The sequence below is a fragment of the Fundidesulfovibrio terrae genome, assembly GCF_022808915.1.
GTDB classification, from domain to species: domain Bacteria; phylum Desulfobacterota; class Desulfovibrionia; order Desulfovibrionales; family Desulfovibrionaceae; genus Fundidesulfovibrio; species Fundidesulfovibrio terrae.
Genome location: NZ_JAKZFS010000003.1, coordinates 304555 through 327930 on the forward strand (window position 1 = coordinate 304555; position 23376 = coordinate 327930).

At 65.8% G+C, this 23376-nt stretch carries 20 protein-coding genes; 19 read left to right on the forward strand and 1 reads right to left on the reverse strand.

The features are described from left to right. Window positions 1-2: 2 nt before the first annotated feature. Genes nuoL through ML540_RS12195 form a run of 3 tightly spaced genes read left to right on the forward strand, consistent with a single transcriptional unit; the run spans window position 3 to window position 4762 of the window. A complete protein-coding gene (nuoL, locus tag ML540_RS12185) occupies window positions 3-1886 on the forward strand; it encodes an NADH-quinone oxidoreductase subunit L (protein ID WP_243361433.1) in 1884 nt (627 codons plus the stop codon). Between the two features lie 4 nt (window positions 1887-1890). Next, complete coding sequence (locus ML540_RS12190; protein ID WP_243361436.1) at window positions 1891-3336, forward strand: complex I subunit 4 family protein; 1446 nt, start codon at window positions 1891-1893, stop codon at window positions 3334-3336. Between the two features lie 10 nt (window positions 3337-3346). Further along, window positions 3347-4762: an NADH-quinone oxidoreductase subunit N gene (locus ML540_RS12195; protein ID WP_243361437.1), complete on the forward strand. Its 1416-nt coding sequence runs from the start codon at window positions 3347-3349 to the stop codon at window positions 4760-4762. Between the two features lie 102 nt (window positions 4763-4864). On the opposite strand, the gene ML540_RS12200 is transcribed toward ML540_RS12195, so the two are convergent. After that, entirely contained in the window at window positions 4865-7339 is a 2475-nt protein-coding gene (locus ML540_RS12200; protein WP_243361439.1) for a glycogen/starch/alpha-glucan phosphorylase, read from the reverse strand. A gap of 192 nt (window positions 7340-7531) precedes the next feature. Between ML540_RS12200 and ML540_RS12205 the strand changes: the two genes are divergently transcribed. The 16 genes from ML540_RS12205 (at window position 7532) to ML540_RS12280 (ending at window position 23368) form a co-directional block, all read left to right on the forward strand. Further along, window positions 7532-9016: a DASS family sodium-coupled anion symporter gene (locus ML540_RS12205; RefSeq protein ID WP_243361441.1), complete on the forward strand. Its 1485-nt coding sequence runs from the start codon at window positions 7532-7534 to the stop codon at window positions 9014-9016. A 30-nt stretch (window positions 9017-9046) separates the two neighbouring features. After that, entirely contained in the window at window positions 9047-9340 is a 294-nt protein-coding gene (locus tag ML540_RS12210; protein ID WP_243361443.1) for a 4Fe-4S dicluster domain-containing protein, read from the forward strand. 55 nt (window positions 9341-9395) lie between these two features. Further along, the gene (locus tag ML540_RS12215; protein ID WP_243361446.1) at window positions 9396-10544 is read left to right on the forward strand and encodes a 2-oxoacid:acceptor oxidoreductase subunit alpha; all 1149 of its coding nucleotides are present in this window, start codon (window positions 9396-9398) and stop codon (window positions 10542-10544) included. A 2-nt stretch (window positions 10545-10546) separates the two neighbouring features. Beyond that, entirely contained in the window at window positions 10547-11368 is an 822-nt protein-coding gene (locus ML540_RS12220) for a 2-oxoacid:ferredoxin oxidoreductase subunit beta (RefSeq protein ID WP_243361448.1), read from the forward strand. A 13-nt stretch (window positions 11369-11381) separates the two neighbouring features. Then, entirely contained in the window at window positions 11382-11927 is a 546-nt protein-coding gene (locus ML540_RS12225; RefSeq protein WP_243361449.1) for a 2-oxoacid:acceptor oxidoreductase family protein, read from the forward strand. A gap of 141 nt (window positions 11928-12068) precedes the next feature. Then, window positions 12069-12545, forward strand: coding sequence for an acyl-CoA thioesterase (locus ML540_RS12230; RefSeq protein WP_243361451.1), 477 nt, complete (start codon window positions 12069-12071; stop codon window positions 12543-12545). Window positions 12546-13089: 544 nt separating this feature from the next. Continuing rightward, on the forward strand, window positions 13090-13761 hold the full coding sequence (locus tag ML540_RS12235; RefSeq protein WP_279343400.1) for a Crp/Fnr family transcriptional regulator: 672 nt from the start codon (window positions 13090-13092) through the stop codon (window positions 13759-13761). A 99-nt stretch (window positions 13762-13860) separates the two neighbouring features. After that, window positions 13861-17562 carry a proton-conducting transporter transmembrane domain-containing protein gene (locus tag ML540_RS12240; protein ID WP_243361455.1) on the forward strand — a complete coding sequence of 1234 codons (3702 nt, stop codon included), beginning with the start codon at window positions 13861-13863 and terminating at the stop codon, window positions 17560-17562. Beyond that, window positions 17555-18514 carry a respiratory chain complex I subunit 1 family protein gene (locus ML540_RS12245; protein ID WP_243361457.1) on the forward strand — a complete coding sequence of 320 codons (960 nt, stop codon included), beginning with the start codon at window positions 17555-17557 and terminating at the stop codon, window positions 18512-18514. Before ML540_RS12240 ends, ML540_RS12245 begins: the two co-directional genes overlap by 8 nt. Before the next feature lie 10 nt (window positions 18515-18524). Continuing rightward, a complete protein-coding gene (locus tag ML540_RS12250; protein ID WP_243361458.1) occupies window positions 18525-18980 on the forward strand; it encodes an NADH-quinone oxidoreductase subunit B family protein in 456 nt (151 codons plus the stop codon). Further along, entirely contained in the window at window positions 18965-19492 is a 528-nt protein-coding gene (locus tag ML540_RS12255; RefSeq protein ID WP_243361460.1) for a 4Fe-4S binding protein, read from the forward strand. The genes ML540_RS12250 and ML540_RS12255 overlap by 16 nt, the downstream gene beginning before the upstream one ends. Continuing rightward, window positions 19489-20043 (forward strand): NADH-quinone oxidoreductase subunit C, encoded by a 555-nt coding sequence (locus ML540_RS12260; RefSeq protein ID WP_243361462.1) that lies wholly within the window; start codon window positions 19489-19491, stop codon window positions 20041-20043. The genes ML540_RS12255 and ML540_RS12260 overlap by 4 nt, the downstream gene beginning before the upstream one ends. Beyond that, a complete protein-coding gene (locus ML540_RS12265; RefSeq protein WP_243361464.1) occupies window positions 20043-21128 on the forward strand; it encodes a hydrogenase large subunit in 1086 nt (361 codons plus the stop codon). Before ML540_RS12260 ends, ML540_RS12265 begins: the two co-directional genes overlap by 1 nt. A gap of 178 nt (window positions 21129-21306) precedes the next feature. Then, window positions 21307-21684, forward strand: a complete 378-nt coding sequence (gene hypA, locus ML540_RS12270; RefSeq protein ID WP_243361466.1) for a hydrogenase maturation nickel metallochaperone HypA — start codon at window positions 21307-21309, stop codon at window positions 21682-21684. After that, window positions 21668-22267, forward strand: coding sequence for a 4Fe-4S dicluster domain-containing protein (locus ML540_RS12275; protein ID WP_243361469.1), 600 nt, complete (start codon window positions 21668-21670; stop codon window positions 22265-22267). The genes hypA and ML540_RS12275 overlap by 17 nt, the downstream gene beginning before the upstream one ends. Before the next feature lie 120 nt (window positions 22268-22387). After that, on the forward strand, window positions 22388-23368 hold the full coding sequence (locus ML540_RS12280; RefSeq protein ID WP_243361471.1) for an iron-sulfur cluster assembly scaffold protein: 981 nt from the start codon (window positions 22388-22390) through the stop codon (window positions 23366-23368). The last annotated feature ends 8 nt before the right edge of the window (window positions 23369-23376 follow it).

The following is a 23376-nucleotide window of genomic DNA, read 5'->3' on the forward strand; positions in this document are numbered from 1 at the left end:
CCGTGAAGACCCTTGCATTTCTCATACTGGCCGCGCCCCTCCTGGGCGGGCTCACGCTCATGGTGGCCGGGCGCAACCTCCCCAGGCGCACCTGCGAGGCCGTGGCCTGCCTGGCCATCTGGGCCTCCTTCGCGGCGGCGCTTTCGGCCTGGCTTTCCTTCCCCGGCGGTCGCGAGGTCATCACCCTGGCCCCGTGGTTCTCGGCCGGGCCGGTCACGGCGTCGCTTTCCGTGCTCGTCGACCCGCTGGCCCTCATCATGGCCGTCATGGTCACCTTCGTCTCGGGCATCATCCACGTGCACTCGGTGTGGTACATGCGCGGCGAGGAAGGCTACGTGCGCTTCTTCTGCTACATGAACCTGTTCGTGTTCAGCATGCTCACCATCGTGCTGGCCGACAACCTGCTGTTCCTCTTCCTCGGCTGGGAGGGAGTGGGATTCTGCTCCTTCGCGCTCATCGGCCACTGGTACCGGGAGAGCTTCCGGGGGCTGGCGGGCCAGAAGGCCTTCATCCTCACCCGCATCGGCGACGTGGCCTTCGTTGCCGCCATGGCCCTGTTGGTGACCAACATGGGCACCCTCTCCATAAGCGTCATCGACGAGCGGGTCATCACCCTGTCCGCCAACGGGGCGCTGGTGCTGGGGCTTCTGTTTTTGTTCGCGGCCACGGGCAAGTCCGCCCAGCTGCCGCTTCTGGTTTGGCTGCCCGACGCCATGGCCGGCCCCACGCCGGTGTCCGCGCTCATCCACGCGGCCACCATGGTCACGGCCGGGGTGTACCTGCTCATGCGCCTGTTCCCGCTCATCGCCATCTCGCCGGACGCCATGCTGGCCGTGGCCTGCGTGGGCGGGCTCACCGCCTTCTGGGGGTGCCTGGCGGCGTTAAGCCAACGCGACATCAAGCGCATTTTGGCCTGGTCCACCATCAGCCAGGTGGGCTACATGCTCCTGGCCCTGGGAGCGGGCGACGTCACGGGCTCCATGTTCCACCTGCTCTGCCACGCCTTCTTCAAGTCGCTCCTGTTCCTGGCCGCCGGGTGCGTGATCCAGGTGCTGCACGAGGAGCAGGACGTGCTCCACATGGGCGGCTTTCTGCGCAAGGCACGGCCCGAGATCTTCTGGCTGCTCCTGATCGGCGCGCTGGACCTGGCGTCCATACCGCCCACGGCCGGATTCTTCAGCAAAGGCCGGGTACTCGAATCCGTGCTGGCCCAGCCGGGGCAGGTCTACCACGCGCTCTTCCTCCTGGCCGCGGCCGGGGCGGTGATCACCTCCTTCTACACCTTCAGGCTGGTGCTGCTGGCCTTCTCGGGCGAACCGGCCAAGCCTTTCACCCACCATCCCGCCGTGCTGCCAACCGGCATGGCCCGGGTGCTCTGGCCCCTGGCCGCGCTGGCGCTGGTCGCCGGAGCCATCAACCTGCCGCCCTGGGTTGGCGGAGGATGGCTGGAGCGAGCCCTGGCCTCGGTGCCCGGGGTGGTCCCCGCGCACCACGTCGCGCACGGCTCCACCGCCGAACTGGTGGACTTGGCCGCGGGGCTTCTCGGGTTCGGCCTGGCGTGGCTCCTCTACGCGCCCTCGCGCAGGCCCGCCCCCGCCGCGCTCATCGCCCGCGAGGACGGCCCCCTGAGCGTGTTCCGGGGCGGGCTCGGGCTGGACGCCCTGTACCGGGCCGTGTTCGCCAGGCCCTATCAGGCGCTGGCCACCGTCATCTGGAAGGGCGTGGACTGGGGCGTGGTGGACGGAGCGGCCATGGGATCTGGCCGGGTGTTCGCCTGGGCCTCGGAGCGTGTGCGGCCGCTGTCCAACGGCAAGCTCACCCTCTACCTGACCATGCTCGTGGCCGGCCTGGCCGTGCTGGCGGCCGTCCTGGCAGGAGGAAAGTGAACGCATGAACGCCTGCCCCCTGCTCTCTGCCGTCACCTTCCTGCCCCTGGCGTTCGCCCTGGGAGCCCTGCTCCTTGGCAAGCGCCCGGACGCCTGCCGCAAGTTCAGCCTTGCGGCCGCCCTGTTCCACCTGGGGTTCACGGCCTGGGCCATGGCCCTGCCCCTGCCGCTCATCGAAGACGCGGCCTGGATACCGGCGCTCGGCGCGCGCTACGCCCTGGAAATGGACGGCGTGAGCGGCGTCCTCTCGCTCATGACCTCGTTCCTCACCGTGATTGCGGTGCTGGTGTCCTGGAAGGAGATCGGCGAGAAGGTCGGGGCCTACCACGCCCTGATCTTCGGCGTGGCCACCACGGCTCTGGGCGTGTTCCTGGCCCGGGACCTGCTTCTTTTCCTGGTGTTCTGGGAAGCCCAGCTGGTGCCCATGTTCTTCATCATCGCCGTGTGGGGCCACGAGGAGAAGCGCCGCGCCGCCTTCAAGTTCTTCCTGTTCTCCATCGCGGGCGGGCTGTTCATGCTGCTGGCAGCCGTGTGGCTGTATCTCGCCCACGGCGCCATGACCGGCACGTACACTTTCTCGCTGGCCGCGCTCATGGCCTCGCCAGTGGCTCCGGCAGCGCAGGGCTGGCTTCTGGCCGCGTTCCTTCTGGCCTTCGCCATCAAGACCCCCATCGTGCCCCTGCACACATGGCTGCCCGACGCCCACACCCAGGCCCCCACGGCGGGCAGCCTGCTGCTGGCCGGGGTGCTCCTCAAGACCGGCTCCTACGCCCTGGCCAGATGGGCCATCCCGCTCTTCCCGCAGGCATCCGCGCAGTACTGGTGGGTGCTGGCGGCCCTGGGCGCTGGCGGGCTGGTCTACGCCTCCTGGGTGGCCTTCGCCCAGACCGACGCCAAGCGGCTGGTGGCCTACTCTTCGGTTGGCCACATGGGGCTCGTCGTGCTGGGGTTGGCCGTGTGGAAGACCGCCACGCTGGAGGGCGCGGTGCTGCTCATGGTGAACCACGCCCTGACCACGGGCGCGCTGTTCGTGATGGTCGGCATGCTCGGCGAACGCGCCCACACCCGCGAGATGGCCCGGTTCGGCGGGCTGTGGAAGAGCATGCCCACATTCAGCGGATTCTTCCTCTTGTTCGCCATGGCTTCTGCGGGTCTTCCGGGCCTGGGCAACTTCGTGAGCGAAATGCTCATCCTGCTGGGTTCCTACGGGACCGCCCCGCTGGGCGCTGCCCTGGCCTTCGGCGGGCTGGTGCTCACCCTGGCCTACGTGCTCAGGCTCGTGCAGGCCATGCTGTTCGGCGAAAGCGCCACGGATCACGCCTACCGGGACCTGACTCCCCGCGAGGCGTTGATCCTGGCTCCCCTGGCCGCCTGCGTGGTGGTCCTGGGCGTGGCCCCGTGGATGATCCTGGACCTGATACGAGGCCCCCTCAAGGCGCTGCTGGCGTAAGGACACGACCATGAACGCACTGCTCACCAGCTATCTTCCCATGCTGATCCTGGGGCTCGGAGCCCTGGCGGTCTTCGTGTGCGGGGCGCTTTCGCCCACGCGGGGGACGCTGTTCCGATCAATCGCCCTGTTGGCCTCGGGCGCGGCCTGCCTCTCGGCCCTGGCCATGGTTCCGGACGCCACCCAGACCTTGGTGGACGCCGGGCCTTACGCCCGCTTCTTCACCGCCCTTCTGTGCGGCGTGGCCTTCGTATGCCTGTTGTTCGCGGGGGAATACGCGCGCCTGCGAGGCTTCGAGCGAGACGAGTTCCACGCCCTGATCCTCCTGGCCACGCTGGGCATGGTGATGCTGGCCGTATCCACCGACTGGATCATGTTCGCCATCGCCCTGGAGATATTGTCGCTCTCGCTCTACGTGCTCATCGCCTCCCGCCGGGAGAAGTCCCTGCCCCTGGAGGCGGCCATCAAGTATTTCGTGCTGGGCGCGGTGGCCAGCTCCATGGTCTTCTTCGGCATCGCCCTTGTCTACGCGGCCTCGGGCTCCATGGACCTGGCCGCGAGCCTGGTCAAATCAGGCACCCAGGGCACGGGCCTTCTGGGCATGGCCTTCATCCTGATCGGGCTTGGCTTCAAGCTCTCGCTGGCCCCCATGCACCTGTGGACCCCCGACGTCTACCAGGGCGCGCCCGCCCCAGTGGCGGCCTTCCTCTCCGGCGGGGCCAAGGTGGCGGCCTTCGCGGCGCTCTTACGCCTGGCCATGACCCAATCTCCCGTGTGGACGGCCGTCGAGCCAGCCCTGTGGGCGCTCACGGCCCTGTCGCTGGTCGGCGGGACGCTGGGCGCGCTGACCCAGCCCAGCGCCAAGCGCATGCTGGCCTACTCTTCCGTCACCCACGTGGGATTCATGGTGCTGGCGCTGCTGGCCGTGGGAACGGCCGGGCCGGGACCGGCCATGTTCGCGGCCGCGGCCCTGGCGGTGATGGACGTGGCCGTGTTCGGCTGCCTGGGGCTTCTTTCGCCCATCGACCAGGACGCCGACCTGGTGGACGGCCTGCGCGGCCTGGGGCGCTCGCAGCCCGGCGTTGCCGGGGTGCTGGCCCTGTCGCTCCTGACCCTTGGCGGCCTGCCCCCCACCATCGGCTTCATGAGCAAGCTGGTGGTGTTCAAGGCGGCGCTCGCCGCCGGCTACCTGTGGCTTTCGGTCATCGCCGTCGCCATGGCAATCGTTGGCGTGTTCTACATCTTGCGGGTGCTGGCCGCGCTCTACGCCGAACCGGACGAGAACGCACCGCTCCCGGTGCTGGCGGCCCCCGGCGCGTCCGGCTGGCTGGCCGTGGCCATCTCGGCCCTCCTCATGATCGGCCTGGGCGTCGCGCCCATGCCCGTGCTGGACGCGGCCGCCCTGGCCTTCAAGACCATCCCCTGACGCGATCCTTCCCTTCCAGAGCCATGTTTTTCCAAGAACGAGGGGCCGGGAACACCCCGGCCCCTCGTCGTTTGGCGGCCTCCGCACGTGAGGACTCCGGCCCTACCTGACGGAGATGTTCCAGATCTTCGAACAATACTCCCTGATGGCCCTGTCCGAGGAGAACTTGCCGAGCCTGGCCACGTTCAGGATGGACAGGCGCGTCCAGCGCTGGCGGTCCTCATAGGCCGCCACGGCCCGGTCCTGGCACTCCATGTAGGAAGCGAAATCTGCCAGGAGCATATATTCGTCGCGGCCGAGCAGATCATCCACGATGGGGGCGAACAGATCCCTGTCCCCCATCGAGAACGCACCGGAGCCTATCTGATCCAGGGCTTCCCGTAGCACGGGGTCCGATTCGGCATACTGCCTGGGATTGTACCCCGCGCGCTTTCTCTCTTGAACCTCCGGGGTGGTGAGCCCGAACAGGAAGAAGTTCTCCTCTCCCACGCACGCGCGCATCTCCACGTTGGCGCCGTCGAGAGTTCCCATGGTCACGGCTCCGTTGATTCCGAACTTCATGTTGCCGGTCCCCGAGGCCTCCTTGCCCGCCAGGGATATCTGCTGGGAGATGTCCGCCGCCGGGTAGATGACCTGGCCCGCGCGCACGCTGAAGTTGGGCACGAAGACGACGGTGATGCGCCCTGCTACGTCCTTGTCCGCGTTGATGGTGTCGCCCACTGAATTGATGAGCTTGATGATGCGCTTGGCCATGAAATAGCCGGGGGCGGCCTTGCCGCCGAAAATGAAGGCCCGCTTGGCGAAGTGCTGGCCGGGGTCGCGCTTGAGCCGGTTGTACAGGGCTATCACCCGCAGGATGTTGAGGTGCTGGCGCTTGTACTCGTGGATGCGCTTGACCTGCACGTCGAAAAGGGCTTCGGGATCGAGGCTGATTCCATGGAATTGTTTGGCCAACGCCGCCAGGCGCGTCTTGTTCGCCGTTTTCACCGCGTTCCAATCCCGACAGAAATCCGGATCGGACGCGAACTGCTCGATCCGTGCTATCTCGTCCTCGAAACGGTCGATCCAGCCCGTGCCGATGCGCGAGGTGATGAGCTCCGCCAGCCCCGGGTTGCACAGGGCCAGCCAACGGCGCGGCGTGACCCCGTTGGTCACGTTGTGGAACTTGCCCGGGGTGATGGTTGCGAAGTCGCGCATGACGTCGCTTTTGAGCAGTTCGGTGTGCAGGGCGGCCACCCCGTTCACGGCCATCGAGCCCACTGCCGCCAGATGGGCCATACGCACGTAGCGGGGGCCGGTCTCGTCGATGATGGACAGACGTCTGACGAGATCCTCGTCCCCGGGATGCTCCGCCCGGACGCCGTCCAGGAACCGGTGGTTGATTTCGAACACGATTTCCAGGTGCCTCGGGAGCACTTCCGCGAACAGGGACAACGGCCATTTTTCCAGCGCTTCGGGCAGGAGCGTATGATTGGTGTAAGCAAACGTCTTCGTGACGATGCCCCAGGCCTCGTCCCAGTCCATGGCGTGTTCGTCCACGAGCAGGCGCATCAGTTCGGCCACGGCCACCGCCGGGTGGGTGTCGTTCAACTGGATGGCGAAGGTCTCGTGGAACGTGCCCAGGGGCTTGCCCAGCTTCAAGTGGATCTGGATCATGTCCTTGAGGGAGCTTGCCACGAAAAAATACTGCTGGCCGAGCCGCAGCTGCTTGCCCTGGTAGCGGTCGTCGTTGGGATAGAGCACCTTTGAGATGGTCTCGGAGAACATCTTGTCATGCACGGCCTTGAAGTACGCGCCGGAGTTGAACGCCTCGAAGTCCAGGGCCTGCACGGCCTCGGCCCCCCACAACCTGAGCACGTTGCAGTTCTTGGCTCCGTGGCCGATGATCGCGATGTCGTGGGCCACCGCCATCACGGTCTTTTCCGGCTTCCACCGCACCCTGAGCCGGCCCTTGTCGTCGGTCCATCGTTCCGTGTGCCCGCGAAATCCGACCACGTGCGAGTGCTCCGGATGGGTGATCTCCCAGGGAAATCCCAGGCGCAGCCATTTGTCTGCCAGTTCCACCTGCGCGCCGCCCTCGATCTTCTGGGTGAACATGCCGAACTCGTAATGGATGCCGTAGCCGATGGCGGGCACGCCGAGGGTGGCCATGGAGTCCAGGTAGCAGGCCGCCAGCCTTCCCAGACCGCCATTTCCCAGACCCGGCTCGACTTCGTGGTTGGCGATGAATTCAAAGTCCTGGCCCAGATCCCCCAGGGCTTCGCGCAGAGGAGCCTCGAGTCCGAGCGACAGCACGTTGGCCCCGAGTTGCGGCCCGAGGAGGAATTCGGCGGAAAGGTAGGCCACCGCGCGCAACTCCTTGCTCGTGAACAGCTGATGGATACCCTCGTTCCAGGCCTTGAGCATGCGGTCCCGTACCGTGTAGGACGCGGCCAAGTACCAGTCGTGCGGTTCGGCCATTTCAGGAATATGCCCGAGAATATAGTACAGGTTGTCGGTGACGGCCTGTTTGAGGCCCTGCCTCGTGCAGTCGGTCCGGACGTCGACCTGGGACTCGTTCGCATTCCGATCCACCATGGGCGTCTCCTTTTCGCGGTTGTCCGGGATGGACTCCTACCACATGTACCGCGAGACCAGAGCCCGCACAACTTGAATCCATCCCAAACACAATCCCACCGCCCGGCGTGGCGGCAACCGCTGGATTTTCCCCGCGAAACCCTTTACCTCTCCCGAAACCATGCCCGCTTGGCATGCCTCCAGGGAGAGCCCATGTCCGCCACCGTCCTCGAACCCATGACCCGGGGGAAGTTCCTGGGCCTGTCCGCCGCCGTGATGGCCATGGCGGCCGTCATGTTCATGCCCCAGCCCGCCGGGCTGCCCGTGGCCGGGCAGCGCATGCTCGCCATCCTGGCCTTCGCCGTCATCGTCTGGATGAGCGAGGCCGTGAACTACTCGATCAGTTCCGCCCTCATCATGGTGCTGGTGGCCATCGGGCTGGGATTCGCGCCTGATCTCGCCAACCCCAAGATCCTCATGGGCACCAACAAGGCCCTGGGCATGGCCCTCTCCGGCTTCTCCAACACCGCCTTCGCCCTGGTGGGCGGGGCCATGTTCATCTCCGCCGCCATGATGCTCACGGGCCTGGACAAGCGCCTGGCCCTTTTGATCCTCTCCAAGGTGGGGGCCAAGACCAACCGGATACTGGCCGGGGTCATCCTGGTGGGCTTCATATTGAGCTTCTTCGTGCCCTCCACCACGGCCCGCGTCTCCTGCATGGTGCCCATCGTCATGGGCATTATCGTGGCCTTCGGCGTGAGCGTGAAGAGCCGCTTCGCCGCCGTGCTCATGATCGCCACGGCCCAGGCCGACTCCATCTGGAACGTGGGCATCAAGACCGCCGCCGCCCAGAACATGATCGCCGTGAACTTCATCGAGAAGCAGCTCGGCCACTCCATCACCTGGCTGGAGTGGTTCCTGGCCGCCGCGCCCTTCGCACTGGTGATGTCCGTGGTGCTCTATTTCATCCTCCTCAAGATGCTGCCCCCCGAGGTGAAGGAGATTCCCGGCGGACACGAGGCCATCGAGCGGGAGCTCAACAAGCTCGGCCCCATGAGCGCCAGCGAGAAGAAGCTCATGCTCATCTCCATGGGGCTTCTCTTTTTCTGGTCCACCGAGAAGGTGTTGCACGACCTGGACACCTCCACCACCACCCTGGCGGCCATCGCACTGATGCTCATGCCGGGGGTTGGGGTCATGTGCTGGAAGCAGGCCCAGGCCAAGGTGGCCTGGGGCACCATCGTGCTCTTCGGCGTGGGCATAAGCCTGGGCCAGGTGCTGCTCACCACCAAGGCCGCGGACTGGCTGGCCCAGTACATCGTCTCCGCCTTCGGGCTGCAGGCCATGTCGTCGCTGGGCATCATCGCGGTGCTGGCGGCCTTCCTCATCGTGATCCACCTGGGGTTCGCCAGCGCCACCGGGCTGTCCGCGGCCATGATCCCCATCGTCATCTCGGTGTTCCAGGCTCTCAAGGCCCCGGGACTCAACATCGTGGGCATGACCATGATCATCCAGTACGTCATCTGCTTCGGCTTCATCCTGCCGGTGAACGCGCCGCAGAACATGGTGGCCTACAGCACCGAGACCTTCGAGGCCAAGGACTTCATCCGCACCGGCATCCCCATCACCCTGGCGGCATACGCCGGGATCATCCTGATGAGCATGACCTACTGGAACTGGATCGGACTGGTGCGCTAGCGCCGCCACCCCATACACAGGAAGGACCTCGTGGCGAAAAAAGTGCTCAAGGAACTCATCATCGACCGCAACTGGTGCAAGGGCTGCCGCATCTGCGTGCAGTTCTGCCCACAGAAGGTCCTGGACGTGGACGGGGAGGACAAGGCCGTGGCCTCGCGCCCTTGGGACTGCGTGGCCTGCGGCATGTGCGAGCTGCGCTGCCCCGACCTGGCCATCACCGTGGTCACCCAGGACGCTCCCGGCCAGGAAGACCGGGAGCGGGAGCCCGGGCAGCGGCCGGACCAGGAACAGGACCTGACGCAGGCGCCGGAGAACGGGAAATGATGCCCGCGCCGGCCTGCCCATCCGCCCGCACACGCCTTTCCCACCGGAGAAGCTCATGAGTTCCAAAGTCACGTTCATTCAAGGCAACGAAGCCTGCGTGGAGGGCGCGCTCTACGCGGGCCTGGAGTTCTTCGCGGGCTACCCCATCACGCCCTCCACCGAGATCGCCGAGCATCTGGCCGCCCGCCTGCCCGCCGCGGGCGGCAGGTTCATCCAGATGGAGGACGAGATCGCCTCCATGTGCGCCATCATCGGGGCCTCGCTCACCGGCTGCAAGGTCATGACTGCCACCAGCGGCCCGGGCTTCTCCCTCAAGCAGGAAGCCCTGGGCTACGCGGTCATGGCCGAGATTCCCTGCGTGGTGGTCAGCGTCATGCGCGGCGGGCCCTCCACGGGCATCCCCACCCACGTGAGCCAGGGGGACGTGAACCAGGCCCGCTGGGGCACCCACGGCGACCACTCCATCATCTGCATGACCGCCTCCAACCATCAGGACGTCTTCGCCCTCACCGTGGAGGCCTTCAACCTGGCCGAAACCTACCGTACGCCGGTGGTGCTCCTGCTCGATGAGGTTGTCGGGCACATGCGCGAGAAGCTGGTCATGCCCGAACCCGGCGAACTGCCCCTGGTGGGCAGGCTCCGCACCGCCGTGAAGGAAGGGGTCAACTACCACCCCTACCTGCCCCGCGAGGACGGCCGCCTGCCCATGTCCGATTTCGGCGGGGTGCACCGCTACAACGTCACCGGCCTCTTCCACGACATGTGGGGCTTCCCCACCGACAACCCCACCGTGGTGCGCGACCTCCTGCGCCACCTGGTGGACAAGATCGAGAACAACGCTACGCAGATCTGCCGCTACCGGGAATACTTCCTGGAGGACGCCGAGTGCATCCTGGTGTCCTACGGCTCCTCGGCGCGCTCCGCCCTGCACCTGGTGGAGGAGCGCCGGGCCATGGGCGACCGCTACGGCCTGCTGGAACTGCAGACCCTGTGGCCCTTCCCCGAGGCCGCCGTGCGCGAGAAGTGCGCCAGGGCCAAGCACGTGGTGGTGGTGGAGATGAACATGGGGCAGATCATGCAGCAGGTGAAGCTGGCCGTGGAAAAGCCGGACCGGGTGTACCTGGTGAACCGCTACGACGGCGTGCTCATCACCCCGGGCGACATCATGAACACCCTGCGGCTCATCCAGGGCAAGGGGGTGTAGGCATGTCCATCCGCAAGTACATCCGCTCCAGGTTCTTCCCGCACATCTGGTGCCCCGGCTGCGGCCACGGCACGGTATTGAACGGCCTTTTGCGGGCCATGGACGCCCTCAACATCAACAAGAACAACGTGGTCATGGTGTCGGGCATCGGCTGCTCGTCGCGCATCTCCGGCTACGTGGACTTCCACACCCTGCACACCCTGCACGGACGCGCCCTGGCCTTTGCCACCGGCGTCAAGCTCTCGCGCCCCGAGCTTCGGCTCATCGTGCCCATGGGCGACGGCGACGCCCTGGCCATCGGCGGCAACCACTTCATCCACGCCGCCAGGCGCAACATCGACATCACCGCCATCGTCATGAACAACCGGGTCTACGGCATGACCGGAGGGCAGTACTCCCCGCTCTCCGGCGAGGGCGTCACGGCCACCACCGCGCCGCTGGGAAGCATCGACCGGGGCTTCGACGTGGCCGCCCTGGCCCAGGCCGCCGGAGCCACCTTCGTGGCCCGCTCCACCACCTACCACGTCAAGGAACTCTCCAAGGTGCTCATGCAGGCCATCGAGCACAAGGGGTTCTCCGTGGTGGAGGTGCTCAGCCAGTGCCCCACGTACTTCGGCCGCAAAAACAAGCAGGGCGACGCCGTGGCCATGATGGAAGGGTACAAGGCGGGCACGACCCCGGTGGGCTCCAAGGCCAAGCAGGAGAACCCGGCCCTCATCGAGCGCGGCGTCTTCGTCCAGCGAGAGGCCCCGGAATACTGCGACGAGTACGGCAAGGTCATCGAGAAGGCCAAGGCCAAAGCCCAGGCCCGGGCCAAGGCGTAGCGAGGAGCTGCACATGGACTACGGCAAATTGGTGTTTTCCGGCTCCGGCGGCCAGGGCGTCATCACCGCCGCCATCATCCTGGCCGAGGCGGCCGTGCTGCACGAGGGCCTGGTGGCCGTGCAGTCCCAGTCCTACGGCCCCGAGGCCAGGGGCGGCGCCACGCGCTCGGACGTGATCATATCCAGCACCCCCATCCACTACCCCAAGGTGCAGCAGCCCAACGTGCTGGTGTGCCTGACCCAGGTGGCCTACAACAAGTACTCGCCCATCATCCGCCCGGGTGGCCTCTTGATGACGGACACCCGCCACGTCACCATCCAGCGCGGAGTGGACGCCCTGCACATCGAACTGCCCCTGTACGCGACGGTGCTCGAAAAGCTCGCCCAGCCCATCGTGCTCAACATCTGCATGCTGGGGGCGCTCATCGGCCTGACGGGACTGGTGAAGCCGGAATCGATCATGAAGGTGCTGGAATCGCGCATCCCGCCGTCGTTCTTGGACGTGAACCGCAAGGCCCTGGACATCGGCATGGAGCTTGGCGAAAGCGCGGCGTTCTGAAACGCCCCGTTTTTGAAAAACAAAATCAATGGTTTTCGCTGATCGTGGTGGATCGGGCGAAGGCACGGCAGGAGAAGAAGCCTCCGGCGGCCAAAGGGAGGAACTCCCTTTGGAATCCCATATCGGGGCTTGGGGAGAGCGATGGACGCGAGGAAAGTTTCGGATACGGCCGTGGTCATGCCCGTGCGCATGCTCCCCCAGGACGCCAACCCGGCGGGCAACGTCCACGGCGGGGTGATCCTCCGCCAGATCGACCTGGTGGGCGGCATCGCGGCCACCCGCTACGCCCGCTCGAGGGTGGTCACGGCCTCCATCGACCGGGTGGACTTCCTGGAGCCCGTGAAGGTTGGCGAGGTCATGGTGCTTAAGGCCCAGGTCAACTACGTGGGCTCGACCTCCATGGAGGTGGGCGTGCGCGTGGAGGCCGAGGACATGCTGAGCGGTGAAACGCGCCACGCGGCCACCGCTTACATGACTTTCGTGGCCATGGGACAGGACGGCAAGCCGCGCGCGCTCCCCGCGCTCGAGCGTGAAACCCCCGAGGACCAACGCCGCTTCAGCGAGGCCGAAGCCCGCCGCCACACCCGCCGGGAGGAGCGCCGCCGGGAACGCTCCTGACCGAATCTGATCGGGCCTGAGCGGGCTTGGCCGGGCCATGAAAATTTTCATCCCTCCTCTTTTGGTCTATTTTCAAACATCCTGAAAAATCTCCTCCGCCCGGGGCGTCCCGGGCATTTTTTTACAAAATTCTCCATGAATTTCCGATTATTAAGACACTCGTTTAGGAGGTGATCACCTCCTAGAATCCAGGCGTGGCCTTGCCTCTGCAAGTCAATCAAGAGCCATTCTTGAGTTGACCCGAAACCCAAGATGGACTACGTGCCTGCCCGACGCATTTCCGACCGCGCACGTTCCCTTGACTGCTCCGCCGGATGGGCTATTGCTCCAATCATGGAGAAGGACGCCCCGGCGCGACGCCCCCTCGGCCCCTGCCTACGGTTTCCTCCCGAGTGAAAGGTGCGAGAGTTAAAAACAACGTCTTGACGAGGACGTGTGCCGTTCGGAATTCGTGCAAGTACGCTCTACACTTGCTTTCGAACATTATGACTTCACCGACTCACTCCACCACCCCACTGTACCATGCCGATAATGGGAGACGTCCATGTCGGGCAGACATCATAAAGCAAAGCTCAATTTGCTTGATATATTGTCGAAGGAAGAAAACAAAACCATACTCGCGGAGCTCAACGAACGCAGCTATCGCAAACGGCATCTGCTCTTCATGCCGTATCACAAGGAAGACCTCGTCTTCATAGTGAAGGAGGGCAAGCTCAGGGTCTACCTGGGCCTTGACGGCAAGGAGCTTTCCGTGGCCATCCTGGGCCCCGGAGACGTCTACAGCACCCACACCAGGGCCTATGTCGAAGCCCTGGAAGACACCACCATCCTGACCTGCCACGCCTTCAAGTTCTTCAAGCTCGCGGGCGAGCAGCAGTCGCTCAACCTAGCCCTCATCTCGTCCATGGGGGCCATGATGTCCGGCACCATCGCCACCATCGAAAACCTCTATTTCAACTGCACCGACAAGCGCGTTGCGGCCTTCTTCTACGAGCAGGCCTTACTCAACGGGGAGCCCAACGCCGCCGGAACCTACCTGGACATCGGCCTGACCGTGGACAACATCGCCAAGATCGTCGGCTCCTCGCGCCAGACTGTTTCCACCCTCATCTCGAATCTCGAAAAAGACGGCGTCCTCAAAAAAGTGGCCCGTGGAGAGTATTTGATCAAGGATATGGCTGAATTGCAGGTGATCGCCAACTCCTGCCCCGAATAAGCCCCGTCGTTCGTTCCCCAAAATAAATTCGTGAAACGTCGTCCACCGGACAGATTCAGGTCCGGTGGTGATCTAGTGGTTTGTCGAAAGGAGGAATTCATGGAACTTTCCACCCAACTCGGACTTCTTGCCGGAGCAGCGCTCGCCGTAGTGGGCGAGCTCCGTGCATTGCGCTCCCTGGGAGAGCTCAAGCGCCTCATGGCGTTCTCGGCTCTGGCCCAGGCGGGCTATATTCTCGTGGGTTTGAGCCTCGGAGCCGGAGGCGGCAGCGCGGGGGCGCTGACGCATCTGCTTTACCAGGCCGCGGCCCGCGCAGTGTGGTACCTAACCCTGCGCTCCTTCGCCGACTCCAAGGGCGACTGGAGCCTGAACGGCCTGCGGGGCATGGGCTCCGCCAGCCCGGCCAACGCCGCCCTGCTGGGCTTCGCCCTGTTCGCGGCCATCGGCGTCACCCCCCTGGGCGCCCTGCCCGGCAAGACCCTCATCATCTACGCCGCCGTGGCCGGGGGCCACTGGCTCACCGCCCTGGCCCTGGCCTTCGCTTCGGTCATGGCCGCGCTCTACACCATCCGCGTGGTCCACGCCGTGTGCATGGAGACGTCCAAGGCCGAGCCCGCTCATGTGAGCGCGGGCATCCTGCCCATGCTGCTGGCCGGTGCGCTGGCCCTGGCCAGCCTGTTCCCCGCCCCCCTGCTGCACCTGATCGGCGGAGCCTCGCTGCCGGAACTCGAGGGCGCCTGGCCCGCCGCCGCGCTGATTCCCTACGTGGGAGCCTTCGCGGTCTTCCTGGCCGGATGCTACGTCCCGTCCGTGCGGAACATCCTGATCGGCATCGTGACCACCGCCACCGTCGCCGCCGCCTGGCCCCAGGCCGGGGCGGCCCCCATCCAGCACGTCTTCACCATGCTCTACGCCCTGGGCGGAGGCGTGGTGGCCCTGTATTCCATCGGCTACATGGGCCGCAAAAAGGGCTCGGACCGCTACTTCTTCTTCCTGTTCGTCATGATCGCCACCCTGATCGGACTGGCATCGGCGGAAGATTTCGGAGGCTTCTACGGCTTCTGGGAGCTCATGACCTTCTCGTCCTACATGCTGGTGGTGCACAAGCCCACTCATGAGGCCCTGAAGGCGGGCGCCAAGTACTTCGTCATGTGCGCGGGCGGCGCCTATTTCATGCAGATCGGCCTCCTGGCCTTGCATGCAGCCGCCCCCCACGCCGGCATCGGGCAGATGGGCGCGGCCCTGCAGGCCTTCGGCCCCGTGTCCGGGCTCGCCCTGCTGCTGCTTGCGGGCTTCGCGGTCAAGGCGGGCTTCTTCCCCCTGCACGCCTGGCTGCCCGCCGCCCACCCGGTGGCCCCGTCGTCCATCTCCGCGCCCCTGTCCGGCCTGCTGACCAAGGCGGGCGTGCTGGGCGTGGCCCTCATCGTGCCGGTGCTGGCCGGACAAGCCGGAGGGCACTGGATCCTGACCCTGGTCACGCTCATGGCCGCCGTGACCTTCATCCTGGGCGAGCTCATGGCCCTGACCCAGTCCGACGTGAAGCGCATGCTGGCCTACTCCACCCTGGCCCAGATCGGCGAGATCGGCCTGGTGCTCTGCCTGGGCACCTGGGCCGCCACAGTTGGCGCGCTGTCCCACGTGGTGAACCACGCCGTCATGAAGGACCTGCTGTTCCTCGCGGCGGGCGGTCTCATCATGCGCGCGGGCACCCAGCGCATCGACGGGCTCAAGGGCCTGGGCAAGGCCATGCCCGTAACCGGCGCGTGCATGGCCGTGGGCCTGGTCTCCATCATGGGCCTGCCCCCCATGGGCGGGTTCTTCAGCAAGTTCCTGATGCTCCAGGCCGCCATGGCGGCCGGGCAAACCTGGATCGCCGCCCTGGTGCTCATCGGCAGCCTGATTGGCTGCGTGTACTACGGACGCCTGATCAAGGTGCTCTTCTTCTCGCCCTACGAGGGCCAGCCCGTCGAAGAAATGCCCCTGACCATGCGCCTGGCCGTCGGCGGCCTGGCCGCCCTGGCCCTGGTGAGCGGCCTCATCCCCTCCCAGTGGACCTCCCTGGTGATCCCGGCCGCCACCGCGCTCTTCCCGGCGTCCGTGGGCGCGCTGCCCGATATCTCCATCAACTGGACCCTGCCGGTGGTGCTGCCGCTTGCCGGCGCCGCCGCCGCGATCTTCCTGCGCAAGGATATGAGGCTCTCCGGCAAGGCCGCCACCGTGGGCCTGGCCCTGGGCCTCATCGCGCTCATGGTCCACATGGGCGACTGGGGCAGCCTGCAGTGGACCTTCGCCCTCCTGGTTCTGGGCCTAGGCGTGTGCAACATGGCCTACTCCACCGGCTACATGACCCACAGCCACACCGGCTGGCGCTTCTTCGCCGTGTTCTCGGTGATGGTGGCCGGCCTGGTGGGCCTGTGCTCCACAAGCTCGCTCATCGCCTTCTTCTGCTTCTGGGAGATCATGAGCAGCTGGCCGCTCTTCTTCGCCATCATCCACGAGGAGAGCCCCTCGGCCCTGAAGGAAGGCACCAAGTACTTCCTGTTCAACATCGCCGGCGCGTCCTTCCTGTTCCTGGGCATCCTGTGCCTGGGCCACGTGGCCGGAGGCTTCGGGTTCGACGCCGTGAACCACGCCGTCACCACCCTGCCCGCGACCACCTGGCTGCCCGGCCTGTGCCTGGCGGGCATCGGCATGCTCATGAAGGCGGCCATGCTGCCCGTGCGCATCGACTACCAGATGCACCCGGCCACCGCACCCACCCCGGTGAGCGGCTACATCTCGGCCATGCTCTTAAAAAGCGCCCCCTTCGGCCTGATGCTGGCCCGGTTCGTGTGGGCCGGAGGCGTCAGCGGCGACTCGGCCGCAGCGCTGAACACCGCCATGCACATCGGCGTCTGGATCGGCGGCATCACCATCCTGTACGCGGCGGTCAAGGCCCTGGTGCAGACCGGCATCAAGGAGATGCTCATCTACTCCACGGTGAGCCAGCTGGGTTACATCGTGGTGGGCGTGTGCCTGGGCACCACGCTCGGCGTCACCGGCGGCCTGCTGCACCTGTTCAACCACATGCTGTTCAAGGACCTGGCGTTCCTCTGCGCGGGCGCGCTCATGTTCGCCACCCACGCCCACAACCTGGAGGAGCTTGGCGGCGTCGGCCGCAAGATGCCGGTGACGCTCCTGTGCTTCTGCGCGGCGCTCTTCTCCATCGCGGGCATGCCCCCCTTCAACGGCTTCAACTCCAAGCTGGTCATCTACTACGCGCTCATCGAGCGCGGCGAGATGGTGCTGGCCATCATCGCCATCCTGTCCAGCGTCATCACCCTGGCCTACTTCCTGAAGTTCATGCACGGCGCGTTCTTCGGCCAGATGTCGGCCGCCGCCGAGCGCGCCCATGAAGTCGGCCCGGCCATGCGCATCCCCATCGTGATCCTGTCCGTGTTGTGCCTGCTGACGGGCATCTTCCCGGGCCTGGCGCTCATCCCCATCGCGGGCATCGAGCAGGCGCTGAACATCCAGGCCCCCCAGGTGGCCCTGTCCGGCATCACCTCAGGCTACGGCGCGTTCGACATGACGCTGCTCTCCTTCATGATCATCGTGGTCGGAGGCGGCGTGTGGTTGGGTGTTTCCCGCCTCACCGGCCGGGTGCGCCGCACCGCCATCCACACCTGCGGCGAGACCAGCGTGGACCACCGCTTCACCCACGTGGGCGCGGGCGACCTCTACGCCGCCCCCCTGCAGATACTGGCCCGCATGACCAAGGGCCACTTCGCTCTCAAGCGTTTCGGAGGCCATCATGAGTAATATCCTGGAGGCGACGTTCGCCATCCTGATCTTCCCGGGCGGCGCGTTCGCCCTGGCCTTGGGGCTCTTCCTCAAGGGCATGGACCGCAAGGTGCTGGCCCGGCTGCAACGCCGCGTCGGCCCCCCGCTCATCCAGCCGCTCTTGGACGTGCTCAAGCTCACCACCAAGGAAACCCTCATCCCCACCACTGCCAACGAGTTGGCCTTCCGGCTGGCCCCGGTGCTGGGCCTGACCGGCGTGCTGGTGACCGCCGCGGTCATGCCCGTTGGCGGCGTGTGGTCCGGCGTGTCCGGCCTGGGCGACATCCTGGTGCTTCTGTACCTCTTGCCCATCCCGGCCATGGCGCTGATGCTGGCCGGTTCCGCATCCAGCTCGCCCTACGGGGCGCTTGGGTTCTCGCGCGAGATGGCCATCATGTTCGCCTACGAGATGCCGCTCATCGCCTCTTTCCTGGCGGTGGCGGTGCGCGTGGGCGGTGCGGGCGGCTCGCTCTTCTCCCTGGACGCCATCATGGCCTACCAGTTCGCAAACGGCCCCCTGCTGCTGGACCCGGTCATGATGCCCGCGGCCCTGGCGCTTCTCATCTTCATCCCCGGCACCATGGGCAGCGGCCTGTTCGACATCCCCGAGGCCGAGCCCGAGGTGATCGAAGGTCCGCTGCTGGAATACTCCGGGCCGCTTCTGGCCACGTTCAACCTCATGAGCGCGGTGAAGCTGGTGGTGGTGCTGGAGCTGGCGGTGGCCCTCCTGTGGCCCAACGGCCTTGGCGGCAACGTGCTGGTGAACCTGGCCTGGCACGTCTTCAAGTGCCTTGCGCTGCTCATGGTTTCCGTGACCTGCTTCCGGGCGGCCACCGGACGCCTGCGCCTGGACCAGGGCTTCGCCTTCTTCGTCAAGTACACTTCGCCCCTGGCGCTCATGAGCCTCGGGCTGGCCTATATCCTTCGTTAACGAGGACATCATGCGCAATCTGATCAACAAGCTCGCCCCGCGCTCGCCCTGGATCTACCGGCTCAACGCCGGCAGCTGCAACGGCTGCGACGTGGAGATGGCCACCGCCGCGCTCATCCCGCGCTACGACGTGGAGCGCATCGGGTGCAAATACTGCGGCAGCCCAAGGCATGCCGACATCGTTCTCATCTCGGGCCCGCTCACCGTGCGCGTTCGCGACAAGGTGCTGCGCGTCTTCGACGAGATCCCCCATCCCAAGGTCACGGTGGGCGTGGGCGTGTGCCCGGTCTCCGGCGGATGCTTCCGCGACGGATACTCCACCGGCGCCCCCACCGACCACTACATCCCCCTGGACGTCATCGTCCCGGGCTGCCCGCCCAGGCCCCAGGCCATCATCGAGGGCATCGTCAAGGCCCTGGACGTCTGGCGCGTTAGGCTTACGGAGGCCACATGCTGCCGTTCCTGAAAATCATGGTGAAGAACCTGCTCAAAGGTCCTTCCACCGACCCTTTCCCCTTCGCTCCGGCCAAGACCCCCAAGCGTTTCCGGGGATGCGCCTCGCATGACGAGTCCAAGTGCATCCTGTGCGGCATCTGCAAGCACGTCTGCGCCGCAGGGGCCATCCAGATGCGTGCGGCCGAGGACGGCTCGGGCGTGGAATACGTGCTCTGGCACAACTCCTGCGTTTTCTGCGGCATGTGCGCCCACTACTGCCCCACCGGCGCGGTGACCATGACCGACAACTGGCACCTCTCCCACCTTGCGGAGGAGAAGTACACCTTCTGCGAGACCAGCTTCGTGGCCTTCGGCGAGTGCTCCCAGTGCGGTGCGCGCATCCAGCCCAGGCCCCAGGTCATCGTCGATCAACTGGGCACGCGTTCCCCCGACCGCTTCCTGCTCTGCCCCAAGTGCAAGCGCGAAAGCCAGGTCAAGCACGCCACCGATAAGAATCTGATCCAACTGCGGGAGCAGCAATGAACGAGATAGCCAAGCAGGCGCTCGAGAACGCCGTAGGCAAGGCCCTGGGCCCCGGGGCCGTCTACTGGTCGACCGACGCCAACAAGAACGCATTCGGATGGGTCAAGCTGTGCGACCCCGACGCCCTCAAGCTGGTGGCTCCCCACCTGGCCCAGGCCGGGGCGCGGCTCATGACCGTCACCGCATACCGCAACGACAAGTTCTCGCGCATCGAAGGCCGCGAGATCGCCTACCACTTCGACCTGGACGGCGTGGTCATCACCGTGACCGCCTGCGTGGACTCCGAGCCGCCCAGGGTGCCCTCCATCACTCCGTGGTTCCAGAACGCCGACTGGAACGAGCGCGAGTTCACCGAGCTCTACAACATCGAGGTGGAAGGCCATCCCAACCCGCGCCGCCTCTTCCTGGACAAGGAGCTCGACGGCGACATCCTGGACAGGCTGGTGCCGCTCTCCACCATGATGAACGGCGCATCCACCACCACCCTTTGGGAGAAGGTGTTCGCCGGCAAGCAGATGCCCGAATGGGCCACCAAGGGAGCCAAGAACTAATGGCCGAGACATATACCCTTCCGGTCGGACCGCTGCACGTGGCGCTCGAAGAGCCCATGTACTTTGACATCAAGGTCGAAGGCGAAACCGTGCGCGGCCTGGACCTCACCGCCGGACACGTCCACCGGGGCATGGAAGCCCTGGCCATGCACCGCAACTACTTCCAGAACGTCACCCTGACCGAGCGCGTCTGCTCGCTGTGCTCCAACAGCCACCCGGCCACTTACTGCATGGCCGTGGAGACCCTGGCCGGGATCACCGTGCCCGAGCGAGGCCAGTACCTGCGCGTCATCGCCGACGAGATCAAGCGCGTGGCCTCCCATCTGTTCAACGTGGGCATCATGGCCCACCTGGTGGGCTTCGATTCGCTGTTCATGCACGCCATGGAAGTGCGCGAGCTCATGCAGGACGCCAAGGAAGGCGTGTACGGAAACCGCATGAACCTGGGCCAGTGCACCATCGGCGGCACCCGCACCGACATCGACAAGGAGACCGCCCGTTTCCTGCGCGGCCAGATCGAGGCCCTCAAGCCCCAGCTGCACGAGCTCTACGGCGTGTTCGAGAAGGACCCGCTCATCCGCACCCGCACCAGGGGCATCGGCGTTCTGCCCGAGGCCGAAGCCCGGCGCTACGCCGTGGTGGGCCCCGTGGCGAGAGCCTCCGGCGTGGCCTACGACGTGCGCCGCAAGGCCCCCTACGCCACCTACGAGGACCTCACGTTCGAGGTGCAGTCCGACACGGCTGGCGACGTCCACTCCAGGGCCATGCTCAGGCTGCGCGAGGCCGTGGAGTCCGTCTCCATCATCGAGCAGTGCCTGAAGCAGATGCCCGAAGGGCCGGTGAAGATCGAAGGCATGGCCGCCGTGCCCGCGGGAGAATCCGTGGCCCGCAGCGAGGCCCCGCGCGGCGAGCTGGTCTACTTCCTGCGCTCCGACGGATCGGACACCCCCCAGCGCGTGAAGTGGCGCGTGCCCACCTACATGAACTGGGAGGCCCTCCAGGTGATGATGGCCGGCTGCCAGGTGGCGGACATCCCGCTCATCGTCAACAGCATCGACCCTTGCATCTCCTGCACGGAGCGCTGAGAACCCGCCGGAGTACCCGTCACATCAGGTGAGGCCGTCGGGCGCGGCCTCACCTTTTCTCCGAAATCTTTTTCATTTTTTTCAATTTGTCGCGTGGCTGACAGTCAAAAGCTCTCCGGAGTGATTGAGTGGTCTCGCGCGCGGATAACGTGCGCACGCGAATAAATGGTGGAACGCCATGCATGAATCCTCCCTGGCAATGAGCATACTCGGCATCGTGCGGGACAAGGCCCGCGAGGCCCATACCGGCGCGGTGCGCCGCGTGGACCTGTGCATCGGCGAGTACGCGGGCGTTGAGGATTCCACCCTGGCGGCCTGCTTCGAGATGATGGCCCTGGGCACGGTGGCTGACGGAGCCGAGCTGATGATCGAGAAGATCGCCGCCACTGGCGCATGCGACGCCTGCGGCGCTCCCGCCCGCAGAATCGGACGGCTCCTGCGTTGCCCTCATTGCGAACGCTCGACGGTCACGCTCGCCACCGGGCGTGAGCTCTACGTCAAAAGCATAGAAGTCGAACAACCTACCCGGAGGCATGATCATGCCCAATGCTTGTGAAAATCCTATTGTTTTCGCCAATCCCGAGAAGTGCATCGGGTGCAAGAAATGCGAGATGGCCTGCGCCGGCGCGCACATCGGCCTGTCCTTCAAGGAAGCCAAGAAGCGCGGCCTGCCCGTCATCTCCCGCATCAAGGTGGTGAAGGTCGACAATCTGAAGTTCCCCATCCAGTGCCGCCACTGCGAGGACGCCCCCTGCGCCCACGCCTGCCCCTTCGGCGCCATCCAGCAGCTCGACGGGCTGGTCAGCGTCAACGAAAACCTCTGCGTCGGCTGCAAGATGTGCGTGATGGCCTGCCCCTTCGGCGCCATCGAAGTGGGCGTGGAAGGCGAGACCTCCTTCAGCGGCCGCACCAACAGCGGCTCCGCCAAGAAGTGCGACCTGTGCCAGGCCTGGCGCGCCAGCAACGGCAAGGAAGTCTGCGCCTGCGTGGAAGCCTGCCCCAAGCAGGCCCTGCAGTTCGTCGAGATGGGCACCTATCGCCAGGCCCAGGCCAAGGCGCGCGTGACCGAACTGGTCCAGGCCAGCCAGCAGCTCATGCAGGCTCAAGACGACAACCTTTGCGGCGGGAGCGTATCCTAGTCCGCGTAAAAACCATACCGGCGGACGGACGGGGCCTCGCGCCCGGTCCGCCCCGGACCGGCCCCCGTCCGCTGCCTGCGGGGGCCGGTCCTCCGCCGAGTTATCCCGGAAAAATACCCCATGGACCTCATACTCAAACTCTCCGGCCAACGCTGCGACCTCTCCCTCCATCCGGTCTCTCCCAAGACGGTCGAGCGCATAGGCACCCTCGGGCGCAAATTTTACGCCAAGAAATACATCCACTGGTGGCGCAACGGGAACACCAGCACCTGCGGCATGAAGTACGGCGACGACTGCGCCGTGCAGGTCAGCCTGGGCGGCCAGCCCGTCGACTTCGACGCCTCGGCCATCCCCGATTCCGCCGTGCTGCTGCGCCGCCGCCACTACCTGGAGAGCAAGGCCCGCTACCTGGCCCTCCTGGGATACGACGACGAGCACTGCACCATGCACTGGATATGGCGCAACGTGACCAGCTTCGACCCCGCCCGGTTCGACTTCTTCGTGCACCGCTGGGACCGCGTGCTCGGCGAGCAGGATTTCCTCATCGTGGACGACGTCCGCTACAACGGCTCCTTCGCCGACGAGCAGGACTGGGGCGGCAGCTGCGGCTTCTCCCTGGTGGACCCCAGGATCATCGACCTGGACGTGGTGCGCCGCGAAATGGGCATCGAGACCGTGGCCGCCGCGCACGGCGCGGACGCCTCCGCCGAATCTCCCGAGGAATTGCCCCTGGCCCCCAGCGCCAAGGCCACCCCGTTTATAGCGGGCAAGGGTCCGTACGTCCGCCCGGTGGCCCACGCCAACGCCGTGGGAGAGCGCAGCTGCACCGTGTGCAAGGATTCCATCCGCGTCGAGCTGCGCATCGAAAACGAGGTGATCGTGGACGCCGGCGGCATGGCCGAGGGCTGCGACTACAGCAAGGAATGCCTGGCCGCGCTTGCCCGCATGGTCATCGGCAAGTCCATCTACGACTGCTACCCCATCACCAACGAGGACCTGCACGAGCACCTCACGCGGGTGATGCCCAAGCTCGACTGCGACTATTTCACCGTTGGCGCGCTGAAACTTGCGCTGCGCAACTGGGAGAAAGCGGCGGCCTGACCGCCGCC

What these genes read in the sequence shown, in the direction of transcription:
- ML540_RS12280 (WP_243361471.1), top strand. Translation starts at nt 22,388, where the DNA reads ATGGACCTCATACTCAAACTCTCCGGCCAACGCTGCGACCTCTCCCTC.
- ML540_RS12230 (WP_243361451.1), top strand. Translation starts at nt 12,069, where the DNA reads ATGGACGCGAGGAAAGTTTCGGATACGGCCGTGGTCATGCCCGTGCGC.
- ML540_RS12195 (WP_243361437.1), top strand. Translation starts at nt 3,347, where the DNA reads ATGAACGCACTGCTCACCAGCTATCTTCCCATGCTGATCCTGGGGCTC.
- hypA (WP_243361466.1), top strand. Translation starts at nt 21,307, where the DNA reads ATGCATGAATCCTCCCTGGCAATGAGCATACTCGGCATCGTGCGGGAC.
- ML540_RS12225 (WP_243361449.1), top strand. Translation starts at nt 11,382, where the DNA reads ATGGACTACGGCAAATTGGTGTTTTCCGGCTCCGGCGGCCAGGGCGTC.
- ML540_RS12220 (WP_243361448.1), top strand. Translation starts at nt 10,547, where the DNA reads ATGTCCATCCGCAAGTACATCCGCTCCAGGTTCTTCCCGCACATCTGG.
- ML540_RS12205 (WP_243361441.1), top strand. Translation starts at nt 7,532, where the DNA reads ATGTCCGCCACCGTCCTCGAACCCATGACCCGGGGGAAGTTCCTGGGC.
- ML540_RS12275 (WP_243361469.1), top strand. Translation starts at nt 21,668, where the DNA reads ATGCCCAATGCTTGTGAAAATCCTATTGTTTTCGCCAATCCCGAGAAG.
- ML540_RS12215 (WP_243361446.1), top strand. Translation starts at nt 9,396, where the DNA reads ATGAGTTCCAAAGTCACGTTCATTCAAGGCAACGAAGCCTGCGTGGAG.
- ML540_RS12240 (WP_243361455.1), top strand. Translation starts at nt 13,861, where the DNA reads ATGGAACTTTCCACCCAACTCGGACTTCTTGCCGGAGCAGCGCTCGCC.
- ML540_RS12265 (WP_243361464.1), top strand. Translation starts at nt 20,043, where the DNA reads ATGGCCGAGACATATACCCTTCCGGTCGGACCGCTGCACGTGGCGCTC.
- ML540_RS12235 (WP_279343400.1), top strand. Translation starts at nt 13,090, where the DNA reads ATGTCGGGCAGACATCATAAAGCAAAGCTCAATTTGCTTGATATATTG.
- ML540_RS12190 (WP_243361436.1), top strand. Translation starts at nt 1,891, where the DNA reads ATGAACGCCTGCCCCCTGCTCTCTGCCGTCACCTTCCTGCCCCTGGCG.
- ML540_RS12255 (WP_243361460.1), top strand. Translation starts at nt 18,965, where the DNA reads ATGCTGCCGTTCCTGAAAATCATGGTGAAGAACCTGCTCAAAGGTCCT.
- ML540_RS12250 (WP_243361458.1), top strand. Translation starts at nt 18,525, where the DNA reads ATGCGCAATCTGATCAACAAGCTCGCCCCGCGCTCGCCCTGGATCTAC.
- ML540_RS12200 (WP_243361439.1), bottom strand. Translation starts at nt 7,339, where the DNA reads ATGGTGGATCGGAATGCGAACGAGTCCCAGGTCGACGTCCGGACCGAC.
- ML540_RS12245 (WP_243361457.1), top strand. Translation starts at nt 17,555, where the DNA reads ATGAGTAATATCCTGGAGGCGACGTTCGCCATCCTGATCTTCCCGGGC.
- ML540_RS12260 (WP_243361462.1), top strand. Translation starts at nt 19,489, where the DNA reads ATGAACGAGATAGCCAAGCAGGCGCTCGAGAACGCCGTAGGCAAGGCC.